Source organism: Nocardia anaemiae NBRC 100462 (genome assembly GCF_001612725.1).
Classification (GTDB): Bacteria; Actinomycetota; Actinomycetes; order Mycobacteriales; family Mycobacteriaceae; genus Nocardia; species Nocardia anaemiae.
On the sequence record NZ_BDAZ01000102.1, the window covers coordinates 1 to 15343 of the forward strand.

Here is a 15343-nt window from a genome sequence, read left to right on the forward strand (position 1 = left end):
CCACTGCACCGAAAGTGCGCCAGAGCCAGTTCTAACTGACCGTTGACAGTGGTCGAAGCTGGGCCAGATTGAGCATCGGCTTGGCTATGCCGCGCGATCAGCTTCGCCTAGGTGAGCTCTTCGAACCCCTACAGGCCGTGGATAAGGCCGAATCCAGGTTCGACTACGCCGGCGAAGGGCGGGCGCGAGATACACGCAAAACTGATCACACCGTTGATCGCTGTCATTACCGATCTTCCCACTCACCGACCGCTATCCCAAGGCGCTGCTGAAGACGGTGTTGCCCAGGTAGTGGCGGGTTGAGTTGGTGAGCGTGACTGATGGCCCTCCTACGGGGCTCTTCAGCGCTCGAGCGCGCCAGCTGTCACATTGCGCACTACGAAGGACAGCCCAAGAGGTCTTGCACACGACCGCCATCATGTCGTGGGTCGACTGACATGCTCGCTTGGAGACGAGCCAGGATCCGAGCGTCTGAGCGTCGAGATCTGCCGCGTTGGGGGCATCCCATGGCCGGCCAACAGGGATCTTGCGGCTCAGCCTCTCGAAGGAGGACCGCACGCGAGCGAGATCTAGAAGTCCGATGCCCCCGATGGGTGGGATCAAGCCGCGGTAGCGCTTGAGCTCTTTGCGCCACAGAATCAGGTTGTCTCCCGACTCGTGCGTCGGATATCGGCCCACGCCGGCTTCGTCGGCAAGTGCGAGGATTCGGTCCTGATCTGGGCCAATGAATGTTCCGCCCAGGCCGACGAGCGCCTGCGCGGTGTTTGCGGAATCGACTCGGCCACCCACCCTGTCGAGGGCCTCGAACACTCACACAGAGAGTCCACGTTGCTGTAGGTTGCGAGCGGCGGCAAGACCGGAAAGCCCTGCGCCTACCACCACTACGTCGAGGTCAGTTCTATCGGTCACGCTGGTCTCCTTCTGGTACGAACTTCTCTTGCCAGGGCATGGCACTGATGCCCCACATGTAGTGCAGGGCTTGTCGAAGATCGCTGTACTCGACCACGATTGTTGGATGACCGTAAGGGCGCAGCGCGCGCGGAATGCGCATCATGGCATCCTTGTGGCAACATTGCCCCCCACCGTGGCGGAAATTCCAGCCACCGGGCATTGGGTCCGGCCGCTTCCAGTTGCCGGACGAGATCGTGGAGTTCGATTGTGGAAGATCCGAAGCTGTCACAAGCCAGAATCCCTCCCGGCATTCTGACCGGATTGATTGGCCTCGCCGACCAATACAGGGCGGGAACGACCGGATGGTTTGCCGGTACAGGCCTCGATCGAGACAGCCTCGAGCAGGTTCGAGCGCTGGTTTCCTACCGGCAGGCGATAATCGTGATCCGTCGAGCCCTGAAGGCGTTACCATCGGGGCCGCTCGGCCTGATAATCGGTTGTCGGGATCCACTCCTCACGTGGGGAACACTGGGGACTGCCGTGCGATCGGCATCGACGGGCGCAGAGGCTAGGCGCGTAGCGATCGACTACCACCAGTGCGCAGGAACCTTGATGGACTACGTCGCATCTTCCACCGACGACGAGATCACCATCGAGCTACTTCCTCGCACGCCGGAGCCGGATTTGCTGGTCTTTCTCACGGAGGAGGCACTAGCCGGAATCGTAATCCTCGCAAAGCTCATGTTCGGAGCGTCGGCGAGTCCGTTGTCCGCGCACCTTTCTTACCCACCCCCACCGTGGGCTTCCGAATATAAACGGCTGTGGCGTTGCCCGGTCGCGTTCGACTGCGAACGCACGACCCTCTCGTTTCCGAGGGAACTAGACGACCGCCGTGTCTCCACGGCAAACGCGACCCACTTCGAAGCGGCGCTAAGTGCCACGCAGGCCATCTTGGACATCGAACCCGTCAATGACCTCGTTGCCGCAGTCGAGAGCATTCTCCGCGCGGGACTGCGCTCTCGGATGACGGCAGCTCGAGTCGCCGACGCACTCAGCGTGAGTCCCCGCACGCTCCATCGGCGACTATCGGAGGCCGGTCATACCTTTGGCGCGATACAGGATCGAGTACGACGGCAACAGGCGGATGTGCTGCTCATGCAGACGCGTAAGTCGATCACCGCCATCGCAGCTGAGCTCGGTTACAGCGACACGCGGGAATTTCGCCGCGCCTACAAACGATGGACCGACGTCACCCCTTCGCAGGTGCGACAGCAGTCCGAGCCCGGGAATTGGTGACAGGTATGCCGCTGGAGCGCGCGTTCCTGTTACCGGCGACAGCTATACGCATCCCGCGACAGCGGTGAAGGCTGAGTCCGGCGCGAATGCTAGGGCACGGCGGCACCGGTCGCCACGTCATCCATTCTCCCGCCACCCGGATAAGTTGCGCGCGTGTGTCCCTGCTCGCGGCGGTGCGCCCAGGACAACCTCCCCCAGCCAGTCGCCAGCGTGGAGCCAGCGGCCGCTGCCGAACTGCCGTGTTCGACTTCGATGAATATATACATCGCGACAAATCAGCATTATTCTGCGCACTACGATATGCAGGTGTCGGGTCGATCTACTACCTCTGAAAATCGCTTCGACACATTAGCGGACCAACTCTGTCGATCGCGAACTAGTCACCGATATCGAAACCGACACAGCGCATTTCGGGCAGGACCCGAAGTAATTGAGGACCTCTCGTCTTCGCTGCTCGAGGATGGTCGCAAACTCGATCGGACGTTCGTCCCCCTGGGAATCTGCTTTCTCCATAACTTTGTCTCGTTTGCGCACCGGACCGATGGCAAGCCTGTCTTGACGATCCGCTCAGCATTGGTGTGGGTTTCGTTGCAGAGCGAAAGGTGAAGCCGGGCAGCGATGTTCGCGAGTCGCCGACTGCGACGCCCAGTTTCGAAGGTTGTGACGTGCGTGGTGGCGTCTAGGTCACAATCCGCAGGGGTTTCGATCAGTTTGTGAGTTAGGCGAGAAAATGCGCGCGCTGCTGACGCGCAACATTTTCCGTTAACGACCGTGCCTACCCCGTCGGGAAAACCTGCGAGACCCGTCTGGCATATTTCGACGGTAGTCGGGTCGAAGATCGGGGCACGACCCTGGCTGACCGTGATGTCGTTCGGCGATCGTGCTGGGCCGTAGGCCAGTTCCCAGACGATGCCGTCCCCGGGCTGTGGACCACGGTGATCCACAACCCGGGGCGGGAATCAGTTCGCGGCCGCGGCCGGAGCGCTGATTTCGCCGGCTGCGTGCAGCGTGTTGTAAGCCTGGACCAGTGCCGCGATACCGGCTGGCACGCCGACGACGACGCCGCCGATAATCGGGCCGAGCGCGGCACCGAGACCCAATCCTGGGATGCAGCCGCCGATGGCGCCGATAACGGCGCCGATCACACAACCGGCAACCAGCCCGACGACACCGCCTGCCATGCTGCCGACTGTCGCGGCCAGCATGAACTCGTTACCTGCCTGGCTCAGGGCATTGTTGATGTCGGCTTGGGGGTCTTTCGGAGCGGCAGGCTGTGGCGTCAGTGCTTCTTGATCGACGGCTTGCGCGCTGCCGGCGCTTACCGCGGCTGTCTGGATCCGAATGGGGCCGTTCCCCGACAGCGTCCGCTCGGCTGTGGTGTTCGACGTGGCGACCTGAGCAGTGCCTGGAGCGGTAATCGTGTCCGGGGCAGCGGAGGCGGTAGCGGCTTCGGCCCCGAGCGTCATCAACGCCGCGGCAGCTATGGCGACAGTGAGACGGGTGCGTGTGTTGTAGTACATGGGACTCTTTCGTGATTAGGCGTTAACAGACCGGATGATGTCTGCGGGGAAATCGGGAACTGCTGATTCGTGGGGCCTTCATCTCCTTTCCAGTTCGAGGACTGCCCGCAGGTTCTGGCACCGTGTTCGACTGGCGGACCTGCCGCGGATCCGAACTAGTGAGCGAAATCTTCGGACAGGGCGATCAGAGGCCATGGTTATCAGGACTCGGTAGTGGCGGCTGTGGAGACCGGGGCGCCTTGGCCCCGCCCCGCGGCGAGGTCGTCGCTTGCCAGTGAGGGACGAGAATCGGAGTCACTGCTTGGTCGACGCCGTCGCGGATCTGCGTAGCACCCGCTCCGAGTTGGTTCGTGCCCTGCACCAGTTGGGTAGCGCCAGCGGCGAGCTGGTCTGCCCCATTGCGGAGTTGGCTTGTGCCGGTGACCAATTGCCCCGCACCGGGAACAGCCTGGTCCAGCCCGGCTGCCAGCTGATAGGCGCCGTCCGCCAGTTGCCTGGTGCCGTCGCTGCGTTGACCCGCGCCGGTGGATGCGTCGGTCAACCCGGTATCGAGGCTGTTCAGTCCAACGAGGACCTGGCTGGCGTATTGCTTGCCGATCGAGGCGGTGATCTGCTGTTGCGCCTGAGCCAGAACGGCAGTGGCGACTGACTGGCCGAGAAGGCCGTTGAAGTCGTTGCAGTACACCATTATCCGTGCATGGTTCGGGCGGGCCGCGACCAGACTGTCGATGTCGGCGGTGAAATCACGTGGAATGACAATGGAAAACGTGTAGCGGTTCTGCCGCAGCCCTTCGACCGCTTCCGAGCTCGAGACTCTGTGAAACTCCAACTGCTTGCTCGCAATCAGATTGTCCAGAATTTCAGCACCGATGTTCTGTTGCCGACCGCCCGACGAATCGCCGACGTCATCGCTGGCCACAGCGACCGGGACTTGGGCCAGGTAGTTCGTCGGATCCCACAGAATCCACATGTATACCGCCGACAGCATGGCCGGAACGATGACGATCGCAACCAGAACTGCGGCCGCCAGGCGCGACTGCCTGACCTGGTGCGCCCATCGCGTCGCCCTCGCAGCCACTGTGTTGGATGATATTTGTGGCTTCTGTGACATGAAGACCCTCTCTTGGCGTGCATCCGGAAGCGACGCAGCGCGGCAGCCGCGCTACGGCCGTGCAGACTCGGACGCGGCTCTGCAAGAAGCTACGGGCGAGTGAGGCTAGTCACGGCCGTACCGGCCTTCTCTGGCCGCCGAGCCCCCCTCATACGGCCGGGGATCCCCCTATCGATCATGTAGGCGAAACCGCCACCAATGATCGGCTTCTGGTTAAGAGAGCCGCAGCGAAGTGGTCGCGCGATCGACTCGGTCACCGTCGCTACGCTCTGCCATTCCGTCGGGCGCACCGGGCCCGGGGCCGACTCGGCTGTCGTGGCCCGCAGCGTGCTCGATGTATTCGGTCGTCGTTGCGACAGGTGCTCGGGTCATCAGTGCGAGTGAGCAGGCAAGGAACGCCGCAGCGCCGCTGCCGGCAAGCGCTTGGCCGATCCACAGCGCGTAGACATCGGGCGCCGCGGCCGACAGGCCCTGCCCAGCTAATGCCAGGACGGAGCCGACGAGTAGAAGCCACTTGCGCCCAAACATGTCGCCGAGCACCCCGAAGGTCAGCTCGAATAGCGCGATCGCCATCAGAGACACATTAGAAATCCACGTCAGTTGGTCGCCCGCCAGGTGAAACTGGGCCTGGAACCGCCCGTTGAGGTTCGCCGGCGTAGCCGTGATGAAATTTCCGAGCATTGCGGCGAACGCGGCGCCGACGAGCCAGTTTCATCAGAGTGCGTCGACGCCCATTTCGTACTGCTTGTGGGTTCAAGAAAAAACAGCACCGCTCCGTCGCGGTCGCGACCGTCCGAGAGTGGACCGCGCCCGAGTCCGCGCATAAAACCGACGTTGGCTCGCGCTGAATCCCCCGGCATGTCGGGAGACTGTGGGGCTGCCCGAAGAAATCGTAGTGGCGCTCGTGCGTTCAGATGCCGACTTATTTGAATGTCACCGCTTGGCAGGCTGGATGCTCATCGGCCGTAGTCTGCCGGAGGTGTCGAGCCGGGGTTGGCTCGTGAGGTTCCTGTCCTGTCCTCCCATCGAGGTAGGAAAACCGGCCAGTTACGGGGGCGCGGTGGACATAGCGCCCGGAACACGCCCGAACTGAGTTGCCAGCCTTTCGTATGGAGTGTGATCTTCGCCAGTACGAGCGAGCCTTGCGTATTGCCCGGATGCGGGCCGCGCTCGCTCTGGCAGTCGGAAGGAGCGCCCCCGATGCGGCGGTGCGCATCAATAGTCTTGAGCGGCTTCCGCATTCCCGAATCGCTGCGCTGGCACGACGGTGCCCTGTGGTTCTCACACCTGGCCCACGGAACTGTGCACCGATGGGACGGCGGCAGTCGCGCCGAGCTGGTCGTCGAGGTGCCCGGACGCGCCGGCGGGCTCGGGTGGCTGCCCGATGGGCAACTGCTGGTCGTGTCCATAGACGGGCGTGCGTCTACCGACTCGAGACGGACGGCCGGCGGGTGCAGCATGCGGAACCGCGTGGCCTGATCGGCGGGCCGGTGAACGACATGGCGGTCGATCCGAAAGGCCGTGCGTACGTGGAAATTACGGCTTCGACTACCACGGCTTCTCTGCGCAGTCAGCCGAACTCCATGCTCTATACCCCACCCGGCCCGCCACCCACGCCCATTGCGTGCTTCGCCGCGGACGGCAGCCTTCTCGGTAGGACTGCCCCGATCCTGTTCCCGAACGGCAGCGTCCTCAGTGCGGACGGCCGGACGATGATCGTCGCCGAAACACTTGCGATGCGGCTCATCGCCTTCGATGTCCGCCCCGGCGGGACGCTCGGTGATCATCGACCGTGGGCACCGCTGATCTCACCCCTGTTGTGGCGCATGGTGAACGATGCCGGTGTCATCGGCCGAATAACCCGTAGGGTGTCGGCGGCGCTGGATCATCCGGCAGCCGTATCGCGATCATCGTCCCCGGTGGCCCCGGGACGGTATCGCGTGGGACAGCGATGGCACGACGATCTGGGTAGCGAATGCGCTACGGGGTGAATGTGTTCGACTGGCCGAAGGCGGCCAGATTCTCGATCGTGTGGCTACCAGCCAACACACGCTGAGCTGCTTGGTGGCGGGGCACGACGGCCACCCCCTGTTCGCGACAACGGTCCCTACGACCGACCCGGAGCAGGCACGCGAACTGAATACCGGCCGGATCGAGATGCTTCGCCTGTGAAGTGGAACGGAGAAGAACATCGATGAGTACCCGTACCAGTAAAAAGGTCATCCTGATAACCGGAGCAGCCAACGGAATCGGAGCCGCTATCGCCTGGGCAGCGATCCAAAACGGCCACCAGGTCCTCGTCACAGATATCGACGCGGACACCGCCGAGGCGGTAGCCGCCGAACTCGGCGACCGGGCAGTCGGATTCGGTCTCGACACCGGGACCGGATCCGCCGTTAATCGGACACCCCCCCATCGACCAGCCGGTGGTCGTAGGTGATCGAGAAATAGGCCATCGCACGCACACTGAATCGGAAACCGCCTTCCGGTTGTGGTGTGGGGACGACACGATCGACGACTGCGCCGGTGCCGAGAATTCCGGATTACGGCTGGTTGATGATGGGCGTATCGAAGAGAGCGCCGCGGCTGCCCTGCCGGTGTTGGTGAGGGTGAACGTGCCACCGGAAAGCTCGTCTGGAGTGATCTTGCCAGTTCGGACGCGGTCGGCTAGTAGGTGGCGTCGGTGTTCAGAGAGGCGTTGAGTGTGTGCGAGCCTCGACGGTGGCGTGCACCGAGGGTGGGCCTGGGGTTCGGTCCGCCGCCCGCCCGCGCTACTAGAGGCGACACGGGCGCGGATCGAACCCGGTATTCATGTAGCCATGGGTCTGCCGGGTAGCCACGAGAATCCGATACCCCTGCCGCTGCAGGTGATCGGGCTCCTTTCCCCCGCCTCTTCGATCAGCAGCCACTGATCGACCGCTACGAGGTCGGTGACAGCGGCGCGCGCTCGTCCGACCTAACGGCCACATCGCCTGGCGGACAACAAAAGACGCCCACACAGGGGCGCCGAGCTCTTTGCACAGCTACAGCAGAAGTGGTGCCCCTACTGGCGAGTACAAGCAATCAGCCTCAGCGCGTAGCGATCTCGTCGACACCGATAAACCTCCCAAGGAGTTCGACGCAGACAGCAGATCACGGCCGGGCCATGCCCGGCCGTTCATTCGTTGGTGAGGATCTGCGCTGCGGCAGTCAGTCGATGATGTCGCTATCGAGGGTCTTACGGAGGAAGATCGCGATTTCCCTGCGGCATTCAGCGGCCTCGGGGATGTCGGGTTGGTCGCAGAAGCTGTGCCACATACCTTCCCACACGCGCAGATGGCTCGGCGCCTCGGCCGCACGCAGCGCCCAGTACATACGAACGCAGTTGCTCAGGAACAGGTCTCGGGTTCCGGTGGTGATCATGCTGGGTGGGAAGCCCCGCAAATTGGTGGAATACACCGGTGAAAGCGACGGATCGGCCAGGGGTGTTCCAGCCGCATAGGCGCGGCCCGCTTTGTCGAGCTGCCGGCGCCACCTGATGAGCGGGTCGCGTCCTTCGAGGCTGTGATGACTGGTGCCGACGCGGGCGAGATCGGTCCACGGCGTTATCAATCCCAGCCCCGCTGGTTCGGGAAGGCCGAGTTCGCGGATGCGTTGCATCAGTGCCAGTGCCAGCCCACCACCAGCGGAGACGCCGAGCAAGACGAACTTCGACGGTCGTTGCGCGACGATCGCCGCGTATGCGGCCACCGCGTCGTCGAGCGCCGCCGGGAACGGCGCCTCCGGCGCGAGACTGTATTGGATGGACACCAACGGGATCTCGAGCTCGTCGGCCATCAATACGGCCAGAGCATCACGCGCGTCGCCGAGCAGGTAGGCCCCGCCGTGCAGATAGATCGCATAGGCATCCCCGCCGCTCACCTGGCGTGGGGTCATGGTGCAGATCTCGACACCACCGGCCGTGCCGGTAGTGACTCGAACACCGTACCTGGCCTCCAACTCGAGGATCGAGGGCCGACTGCGGTTGTACACCCAGCGGACGATGCGCGCGGTCTGCGATGTGAGCGGCACCGGAATTCTGGCCGCATGATGGGAGGCCAGGAACGCCTTGGCCTCGTCGCTGACGGGAAGGCGTCTGATTTCGCGACGACGCCCGATCACCGCGGCTGCCCCTGAACCGCGATCACCTGGTCGTCATCGGTAGGGATGTAAGACACGATCGACATGGCCGGGCCGTCGTGTCGCCGACGAGGACCGAACCCACACGTGCGGTGCGTTCGGACGAAAGCGCGGCGTTCGGAGGGAAGCAATTCACGGTCGATGGGAACAGTGAACGGTTCCGACGCCAGTGGCAACAACATTGCGATCCGCCTTCTGTTGGCTTGGAGCCTACTCGCTCTACAGCAATATCGGACACAGTGTTTCCATTATAATCGGCGGGTGTCAAGACTCCACAGGAGCCCTCAGCAGGCAGCGAATGCGACCGCCCGGGAGCGGCACATGGGGTTCCCACCGGCCCCAACGACGCTCCCCCTGCGTGGACGAGTCCTGGCCATGCTGCTCGCCAGCGGCTTCGCCCCCAAGGCCAACACTCGAGGACGAATTCCGCTTCGGTCTGGGACTAATGGTGGCGGGCCTGGTTCAGCTCCGCTGCGCGGCGACCGACTGACGCTGATCTGGTTATTCAGCGGCGGGTTGCGTTGACGAGATCTCTCGTAGGACAGGCCATGCGGTAGGAACTGACGGCGAGGTCGTGTCGGTGCCGGAAAGCTCGCTGCCTGAGGTTACGCGAACCAACGTGTTACGAGCCTCATAGGTTTTGTCTATGCGTATCTCACAATTCCTGTCTTGGACTTACCGGCGGCGGGGCAAACACAATCATGGACAGGGCGGTCACCCGATCATTGCCGCCGAGACGAATGGCTGATCGCCGATCGCGCCGTCGACAGGAGTCACCATCGGACTAGCACTCTCGGCCGACGACGGCCGGTGATGTTTAGCCGGTGGCTCGTTGGACATCGGCCCTTCCTGCCCGAATTCCAACGACTGGGAGGCTGTGGATGCCCTCGGAGACAATGGTGGCTGCCGTACTCGGCGCGCCCGGGACGATCACAACCAGGATTCTGCCTGTGCCTGCGGTGGGACCGGAGGACGTCCTGGTCCGGGTCCGCCGGGCGTCGCTGTGTGGTTCTGACCTCAAAATTCGAAGTCAGAAGTTCTTTTCCGGCGACAGACCACCCCCTGGAACCTTCGTCCCCGGTCACGAGTACGCAGGCGTTGTGGCCGCGGTCGGAAGCAGCGTCGACGAGTTTTCGGTTGGCGACCGGGTCGTCACCGAGGCGCACCGGGGTTGTATGCGATGCGTCAACTGCCTCGCGGGTTCCTATACCGATTGCCTGAACTATGGCAAGCGGGAAAAAGGGCATCGGTCACAGGGCATGACTGTCAACGGCGGATTCGCCGAATATGTGGTCAATCATGTGTCCACGCTGCATTTGCTTCCGGATTCCATCGATTTCGACGCAGCGGTAATTCTCAGCACCGTCGGCTCCGTTATGCACGCCCTCGACGCCCTCGGTTCCCTCATCGTCGGCGCGAGTATCGCCGTGATCGGCCCCGGCCCCATCGGACTGCTGGCCGTACAGGTCGCATGCCAACTCGGCGCTGCCCCAGTGGCTCTGGTGGGCACCAGGGAAAGCCGGTTGGAGCTCGGCAAGCGGTTCGGCGCCGACTTGGTCCTCAACTCGCGCACCGAGGACCCCGTCACCGCGATACGCGACCTCACGGGCGGGCGTGGAGCCGATATCGTCCTCGAGTGCTCAGGCGCTCCATCCGCCGTCGATGATGCGATCTACATGGCCAAACGTTCCGGCAAAGTCGTGCTCGTGGGCTTTTTCGAGCAGCCGGTTCTGGCCGACCTCACCCATGCCGTCATGAACGGAATCTCTTTGCAAACGGTTCGTGGCGAAGGAAACGGCGCCGTTGCCAGAGCCGTTTCCCTGGCAAGCCAGGGCAGGTTGAACACCGACGCACTCGTGACACACCACTTCGCACTCGGCGATATCGGTGAAGCGTTCGACACCTACGCGCAGCGCAAAGGCGATGCCATCAAGGTGATGCTCGATGTTTCCGACGACACGGAGACAATCCATGGTCAGTGAGATCCGAGATTCCGTGACGTCGGCTGCCATGACCGACCCGCGGAAGGTAGTGGCCGCCGCGATGGAGAGCGCCGCCACGGCATGGCTGAACGCGCTGGCTCACGGTCAGCGTGTCAGCGCGCTGTTCGATTCCCCGCTTGTGCCCGACGCCGAAGCGGAGCGACTGAGGGGGTACTACTCGCCGACCGACCATGGCGGGCTACCCCTACGCGACCAGCTGCCCGATCAGCAGAGCCTCGCGATGCAAGTGGTGGCCTCAGGCCTGTCCCGAGGCCGGGTATGCCACCGTCGCGACAGTGGTTGGTCTGGAGAACGTCCTCGACAAGTTGAAGGCTGGCAGTCCCGCTGGGCCCGGCAACGGGGCCGCGTGTGGTGAGTCAGGCGAAGCTTCGCGCCGACCGAGTGAAAGAGGACACCATGACGAGCAGACCGACACCAAGCGCGACCGGATTCACCGAACGGCTGCGGTCCGGGCGACGGACCATCGGCTATTGGGTCGTATGCGACAACCCGATAACCACCGAGCGAATCGCCATGGCCGGCTACGACTACGTCTGCATCGACGCCCAGCACGGCCTGATCGAATATCGCGGCCTGCTGGCAGGAATCACCGCGATCGACGCCGCAGGCACCGGAGCAGCCGCACTTGTCCGCGTACAAGCCAACGATCCGTTCTGGATCAGCCAGGCGCTCGACGCGGGTGCACGCGGCGTTGTCGTACCGATGGTCGGTACAGCGTCTGAAGCCAAAGCCGCAGTCGCCGCCTGTCGCTTCCCACCGGCGGGCCACCGCAGTAATGGAGCCCTGCGCGCCGGACTGCGAATCGGGCCGTCACCGGCCCAAGCCAACGCCGAGATCGCATGTGTAGTGATGATCGAAACCGCACTCGGGCTTCGCAACGTCACCGAGATCGTGTCGGTTCCGGGAGTCGACGCAATCTACATCGGACCATCGGATCTGCGCCTCGCACTCGGAGGCGCTACCCCCAACGACCCCGCTGTCGATGCTGATTTCGACGACGCTCTTCGAACGGTGCTCGAGGCGGCCAAGGCGGCGGGAATAGCCGTCGGTATCCATTGCCCGGACGGCGGCACCGCCGCCCGCCGACTTGCCGCTGGCTTCAACTTCGTCAGCGTGGCAAACGATCTGATGCATCTGGAGCAGGCTGTCAAAAGCCACCTCGCGGATGTGGCTGAAGAATCCTGCTAGACAATCTGCGCGCCGAGCATTCCACTCCTCTGAGCTTCGATCCCGTCGATCGGGTGATCCGGCACAGCACGATGGCGGAGAACAGATCTGAAGGTCACGCTGCTCGACCGCGCGCCGCAGGGTACTCTGCCCACTGCGGCGGGTCGGGCCCTTCTCCCGGCGGCGCGAGATATTCTCCTCGCCGTCGCGAGAGCCGAACAAGCGGTCCATGATGCGCGTACCGGTCAACGAGGCGATCTGCAGGTGCTCACTGTCCGATCGGTGGCCACCGGCATCCTGCCCCCAGGCGTGGCGGTCTGGCACGAACGTTTTCCCAAAGTCGTGCTCAAGATCAAGGACTACCCGCATGTCGAAGCGATGGAAGCTGCCTTCCGTGACGGTGAAGGCGACTTGGCGATCGGTCCACGAATGAGTTTCTCCAGTGCCGACATGACCTCCATCGGATTCGAAGAACTGATCCTCATCGCCGGGCCAGACAGCGGTCTGCCTACCGACGCGCCGCTGTCACTGGCCGACCTCAAGGCCCGACACTGGGTGCTGTTCGACAACGAGAACGGGCTGACGCGGGTCATCAGAAGGATCTGCGCTTCGGCTGGGTTCGAACCGCTCGCCACGGTTTGGACCAGGCAAGTCGAGACCGCACTTGAACTGGCATCCAGCGGTGTGGCGGTTACGCTGATCCCCGACAACGCAGTACGCGGGGAATACCGTCGCTTCGCCCGGTCGTTGACACCGCCGGTCTTCCGTGAAATCTGCGCCTATTCCCGACCTGGTTCCCGCTATCTGACCGACGCCTACATTGACATCCTCTGCCGCACCCAATCCCAATTGTCGGCCAGAGCCGATCTGCCGGAGTCCTGTTCCCTCACCTGAATCACCCGCAAGGCGACAACGGTTCACTAGCGTCAAGAAAGGCGGGACGACCGACAGCTCAACACGGCACGCGAGCTCGAGGAGTGGCCTGGGACGAGTGCGCTCATCGTCGGTGCTTGCCTGCCGCACCCATACTGAATCCCCCGGCGAGTAACCCGGCCACCGGCCGAGCCCCGGTTGCGGCGGTTGGTGGTCTGGTTGGCGGGGATCGGGATGGTCGCGCGGATGCCGCGGCGGCGTAGCCGGGCCCGGTTGGCGTGTGAGGAGTAGGCCTTGTCGGCCAGCACTCGATCTGGGTGCGAGCGTGGCCTACCGAGTCCCAGACGCGGCACATCGATGGCCTCGAGGACGGTCGTGAACGGTGGACTGTCACCGGCCTGGCCACCGGTGATCAGCAGCGACAGGGGTTGGGTCCTTGTTCGCGCGCCAGGTGCAGCTTCATGGTCCACCCGCCCCGGGATCGGCCCAAACCATGATCGGCGGCTCGTCATCGACGCGGCAACGGTGATCGTGGAATCCACACTCGCCTGCCAGCGGATGCGGCCCGCAGCGTCGGCATGGACCTGCAACAGTTTCAGGATCAAACCCCACGACCCGCCACGCTGCCACCGCCCGAACAACCCGTAGACCGCCTGCCACGACCGGTGTCGCGGTGGCACATCCCGCCATGGCGAACCGACCCGCACCCGCCACCGGATCCCATCGATGAGTTGGTGTTTGGTCCACATCGGCGGGCGACCCGCCTTCGTCGCGCGAGGCAACAGCGGAGCCAGTCGCGCCCACTGGGCGTCGGACAGGTCCGCTCGCCCCACGACCGATACTCTGCCCACGAGGTCTCCGGTATCGACGTTTCTGCTTGGTCGCTGAACCGTCTACCGGAGACCTCACCAGGTTCAGATCATCGACACGCCAACCCGGGCAACACGTTTCACCTCACACCCCACCGGCGCCCGCTACTTCGCACCACGCCTAGGCCGCAATTCGCCACACTGGGTCGGTTCGGCCTTGGCGAGGCGACTGACCATCCGGCAAGCGCGACGAACAGAGGCGGAGGCTGTCGCCACAATTCAGAGCTCGTGCTCCGCCCGTAGCGGGGCCTCGGTAATGGGTGCGTTCGCCGAACTCCGTCACGTTCGGGTTGGCACGGGGCGTTGGTCAGCACCTTGGACGTGATCGTGGTGATTCGGCGTGCCAGCTCCACGGTCCATTGCAGCCAAAGATATTGAACGTCCAGAGAATTGATGCGGTTACCGGGGATGACGACATCGACCACCAGAATGATCGGTCACACCAGCGCCCGACACAGATCTTCTGTGAGCTCTACGTCATCAGCAATCGGAGGGCGGCGATACTGCCGACCACCACGATCGCCGTGCGCAAGACGGTGGGCTGCATTCGCCTACCCATCTTCGCACCCAACTGCCCGCCGATGATCGAGCCGACGGCAATTAATGCCGCCACCCGCCAGTCGACATCGGCGGTCAGTGTGAAGATCACCGCGGATACCGCGTTCGCCAGCAGTGCGAGCACATTCTTGACTCCGTTCAGGCGCTGGATGTCCTCGTGCACGAACACTCCGAGCAGCCCGATCAACAGCACACCCTGGGCCGCGCCGAAATAGCCGCCGTAGACGGCGCACAGAAATATGGCGACATACAGTATCAGGCCACCGTGTTCGGATTGCGGCCTGATATCGGCCGCACGACGTTCCTTCACCCAGCGCGCCAGCCGTGGCTGGGCCACGACCAGGATCAGCGCCGCGATGATCAGTACCGGCACGATCGCTTTGAAGGCCGCGGGGGGCAGGATGAGCAGCAGTATCGCGCCGGTGCTGCCGCCGAGCAGGGATGCGCTGCCGAGCCGGAGCAGCCTGGCGCGCTGTCCGGCGAGTTCGCGCCGGTAGCCGTACACCCCGCTGACGCCGCCGGGGACCAGGCCGATGGTGTTCGAAACATTCGCAGTGACCGGCGCGATCCCGAAGGCGAGCAGCGCGGGGAAAGTGATCAGGCCGCCCGATCCCACAATGGTGTTGATGCCGCCCGCCGCGATGCCCGCGCCGAAGATGGCCAGTTGTTCCCACCAAGTCATACAAAACTACCTCTTACTCGGAGCGTCGCATAACGGCGTCCGTATAGGCGTCTACCAGGCAATTTGGGTCGACGGTGCCGACTTCGCTGCAAGCACCTCGTCCACAGCTCCGAGATTGTGTGGGACCAGGTAGCCCTATACCGACGCGCTTTCCTCGAGCCTCCGGCATTGCGTCCTCTTCGGGCTGTGCGCCGGGGGCTCGCGTCACATTGCTT

14 protein-coding genes and 3 pseudogenes are annotated in these 15343 nt (G+C 63.6%); 7 read left to right on the forward strand and 10 right to left on the reverse strand.

Annotation, left to right across the window (positions count from 1 at the left end):
- Positions 1-252 precede the first annotated feature (252 nt).
- Both NA5_RS38155 and NA5_RS43425 read right to left on the reverse strand, forming a co-directional pair.
- Entirely contained in the window at positions 253-810 is a 558-nt protein-coding gene (locus NA5_RS38155) for an FAD-dependent oxidoreductase (protein ID WP_062993911.1), read from the reverse strand.
- Positions 811-954 carry an FAD-binding protein gene (locus NA5_RS43425; protein ID WP_371856498.1) on the reverse strand — a complete coding sequence of 48 codons (144 nt, stop codon included), beginning with the start codon at positions 952-954 and terminating at the stop codon, positions 811-813.
- Between the two features lie 204 nt (positions 955-1158).
- Here NA5_RS43425 and NA5_RS38160 point away from each other — a divergent pair, with 204 nt between their 5' ends.
- Complete coding sequence (locus NA5_RS38160) at positions 1159-2187, forward strand: AraC family transcriptional regulator (RefSeq protein WP_062993912.1); 1029 nt, start codon at positions 1159-1161, stop codon at positions 2185-2187.
- Positions 2188-3146: 959 nt separating this feature from the next.
- Here the strand turns inward: NA5_RS38160 and NA5_RS41105 are convergent.
- The 3 genes and pseudogenes from NA5_RS41105 to NA5_RS38175 all read right to left on the reverse strand — a co-directional run.
- Positions 3147-3653 (reverse strand): hypothetical protein, encoded by a 507-nt coding sequence (locus tag NA5_RS41105; RefSeq protein ID WP_157110894.1) that lies wholly within the window; start codon positions 3651-3653, stop codon positions 3147-3149.
- A gap of 238 nt (positions 3654-3891) precedes the next feature.
- Positions 3892-4818, reverse strand: a complete 927-nt coding sequence (locus NA5_RS38170; protein ID WP_084484737.1) for a YhgE/Pip domain-containing protein — start codon at positions 4816-4818, stop codon at positions 3892-3894.
- A 213-nt stretch (positions 4819-5031) separates the two neighbouring features.
- Positions 5032-5505 (reverse strand): annotated as a pseudogene (locus tag NA5_RS38175) (MFS transporter); the annotation flags it as partial.
- Positions 5506-6269: 764 nt separating this feature from the next.
- Here NA5_RS38175 and NA5_RS41985 point away from each other — a divergent pair.
- The 3 genes from NA5_RS41985 to NA5_RS38185 are packed head-to-tail and all read left to right on the forward strand — an operon-like array spanning position 6270 to position 7258.
- Entirely contained in the window at positions 6270-6809 is a 540-nt protein-coding gene (locus NA5_RS41985) for an SMP-30/gluconolactonase/LRE family protein (protein ID WP_245672665.1), read from the forward strand.
- A gap of 40 nt (positions 6810-6849) precedes the next feature.
- Positions 6850-6990: a hypothetical protein gene (locus tag NA5_RS42745; RefSeq protein ID WP_245672666.1), complete on the forward strand. Its 141-nt coding sequence runs from the start codon at positions 6850-6852 to the stop codon at positions 6988-6990.
- A gap of 22 nt (positions 6991-7012) precedes the next feature.
- Positions 7013-7258, forward strand: coding sequence for an SDR family NAD(P)-dependent oxidoreductase (locus tag NA5_RS38185; protein WP_062993916.1), 246 nt, complete (start codon positions 7013-7015; stop codon positions 7256-7258).
- Here the strand turns inward: NA5_RS38185 and NA5_RS42750 are convergent.
- The 3 genes and pseudogenes from NA5_RS42750 to NA5_RS42755 all read right to left on the reverse strand — a co-directional run.
- Positions 7230-7486: pseudogene (locus tag NA5_RS42750) on the reverse strand (2-oxo acid dehydrogenase subunit E2); the annotation flags it as partial. The gene NA5_RS38185 and the pseudogene NA5_RS42750 overlap by 29 nt on opposite strands.
- A gap of 521 nt (positions 7487-8007) precedes the next feature.
- Complete coding sequence (locus NA5_RS38190; protein WP_062993917.1) at positions 8008-8958, reverse strand: alpha/beta hydrolase; 951 nt, start codon at positions 8956-8958, stop codon at positions 8008-8010.
- Positions 8959-8978: 20 nt separating this feature from the next.
- Positions 8979-9158: pseudogene (locus tag NA5_RS42755) on the reverse strand (pyridoxamine 5'-phosphate oxidase family protein); the annotation flags it as partial.
- Positions 9159-9872: 714 nt separating this feature from the next.
- On the opposite strand from NA5_RS42755, the gene NA5_RS38200 reads away from it, so the two are divergent.
- The 3 genes from NA5_RS38200 to NA5_RS38215 all read left to right on the forward strand — a co-directional run bounded on the left by NA5_RS38200 (position 9873) and on the right by NA5_RS38215 (position 13040).
- On the forward strand, positions 9873-10958 hold the full coding sequence (locus NA5_RS38200; RefSeq protein WP_281201788.1) for a zinc-dependent alcohol dehydrogenase: 1086 nt from the start codon (positions 9873-9875) through the stop codon (positions 10956-10958).
- Positions 10959-11375: 417 nt separating this feature from the next.
- Positions 11376-12167 carry an HpcH/HpaI aldolase family protein gene (locus NA5_RS38210; RefSeq protein ID WP_062993923.1) on the forward strand — a complete coding sequence of 264 codons (792 nt, stop codon included), beginning with the start codon at positions 11376-11378 and terminating at the stop codon, positions 12165-12167.
- Positions 12168-12338: 171 nt separating this feature from the next.
- Positions 12339-13040 (forward strand): LysR family transcriptional regulator substrate-binding protein, encoded by a 702-nt coding sequence (locus tag NA5_RS38215; protein WP_281201789.1) that lies wholly within the window; start codon positions 12339-12341, stop codon positions 13038-13040.
- A 32-nt stretch (positions 13041-13072) separates the two neighbouring features.
- Here the strand turns inward: NA5_RS38215 and NA5_RS38220 are convergent, their stop codons facing one another.
- Together NA5_RS38220 and NA5_RS38225 are read right to left on the reverse strand one after the other, a co-directional pair.
- On the reverse strand, positions 13073-13852 hold the full coding sequence (locus NA5_RS38220; RefSeq protein ID WP_062993921.1) for an IS5 family transposase: 780 nt from the start codon (positions 13850-13852) through the stop codon (positions 13073-13075).
- 508 nt (positions 13853-14360) lie between these two features.
- Entirely contained in the window at positions 14361-15128 is a 768-nt protein-coding gene (locus NA5_RS38225; protein ID WP_062993922.1) for a sulfite exporter TauE/SafE family protein, read from the reverse strand.
- Between the last annotated feature and the right edge of the window lie 215 nt (positions 15129-15343).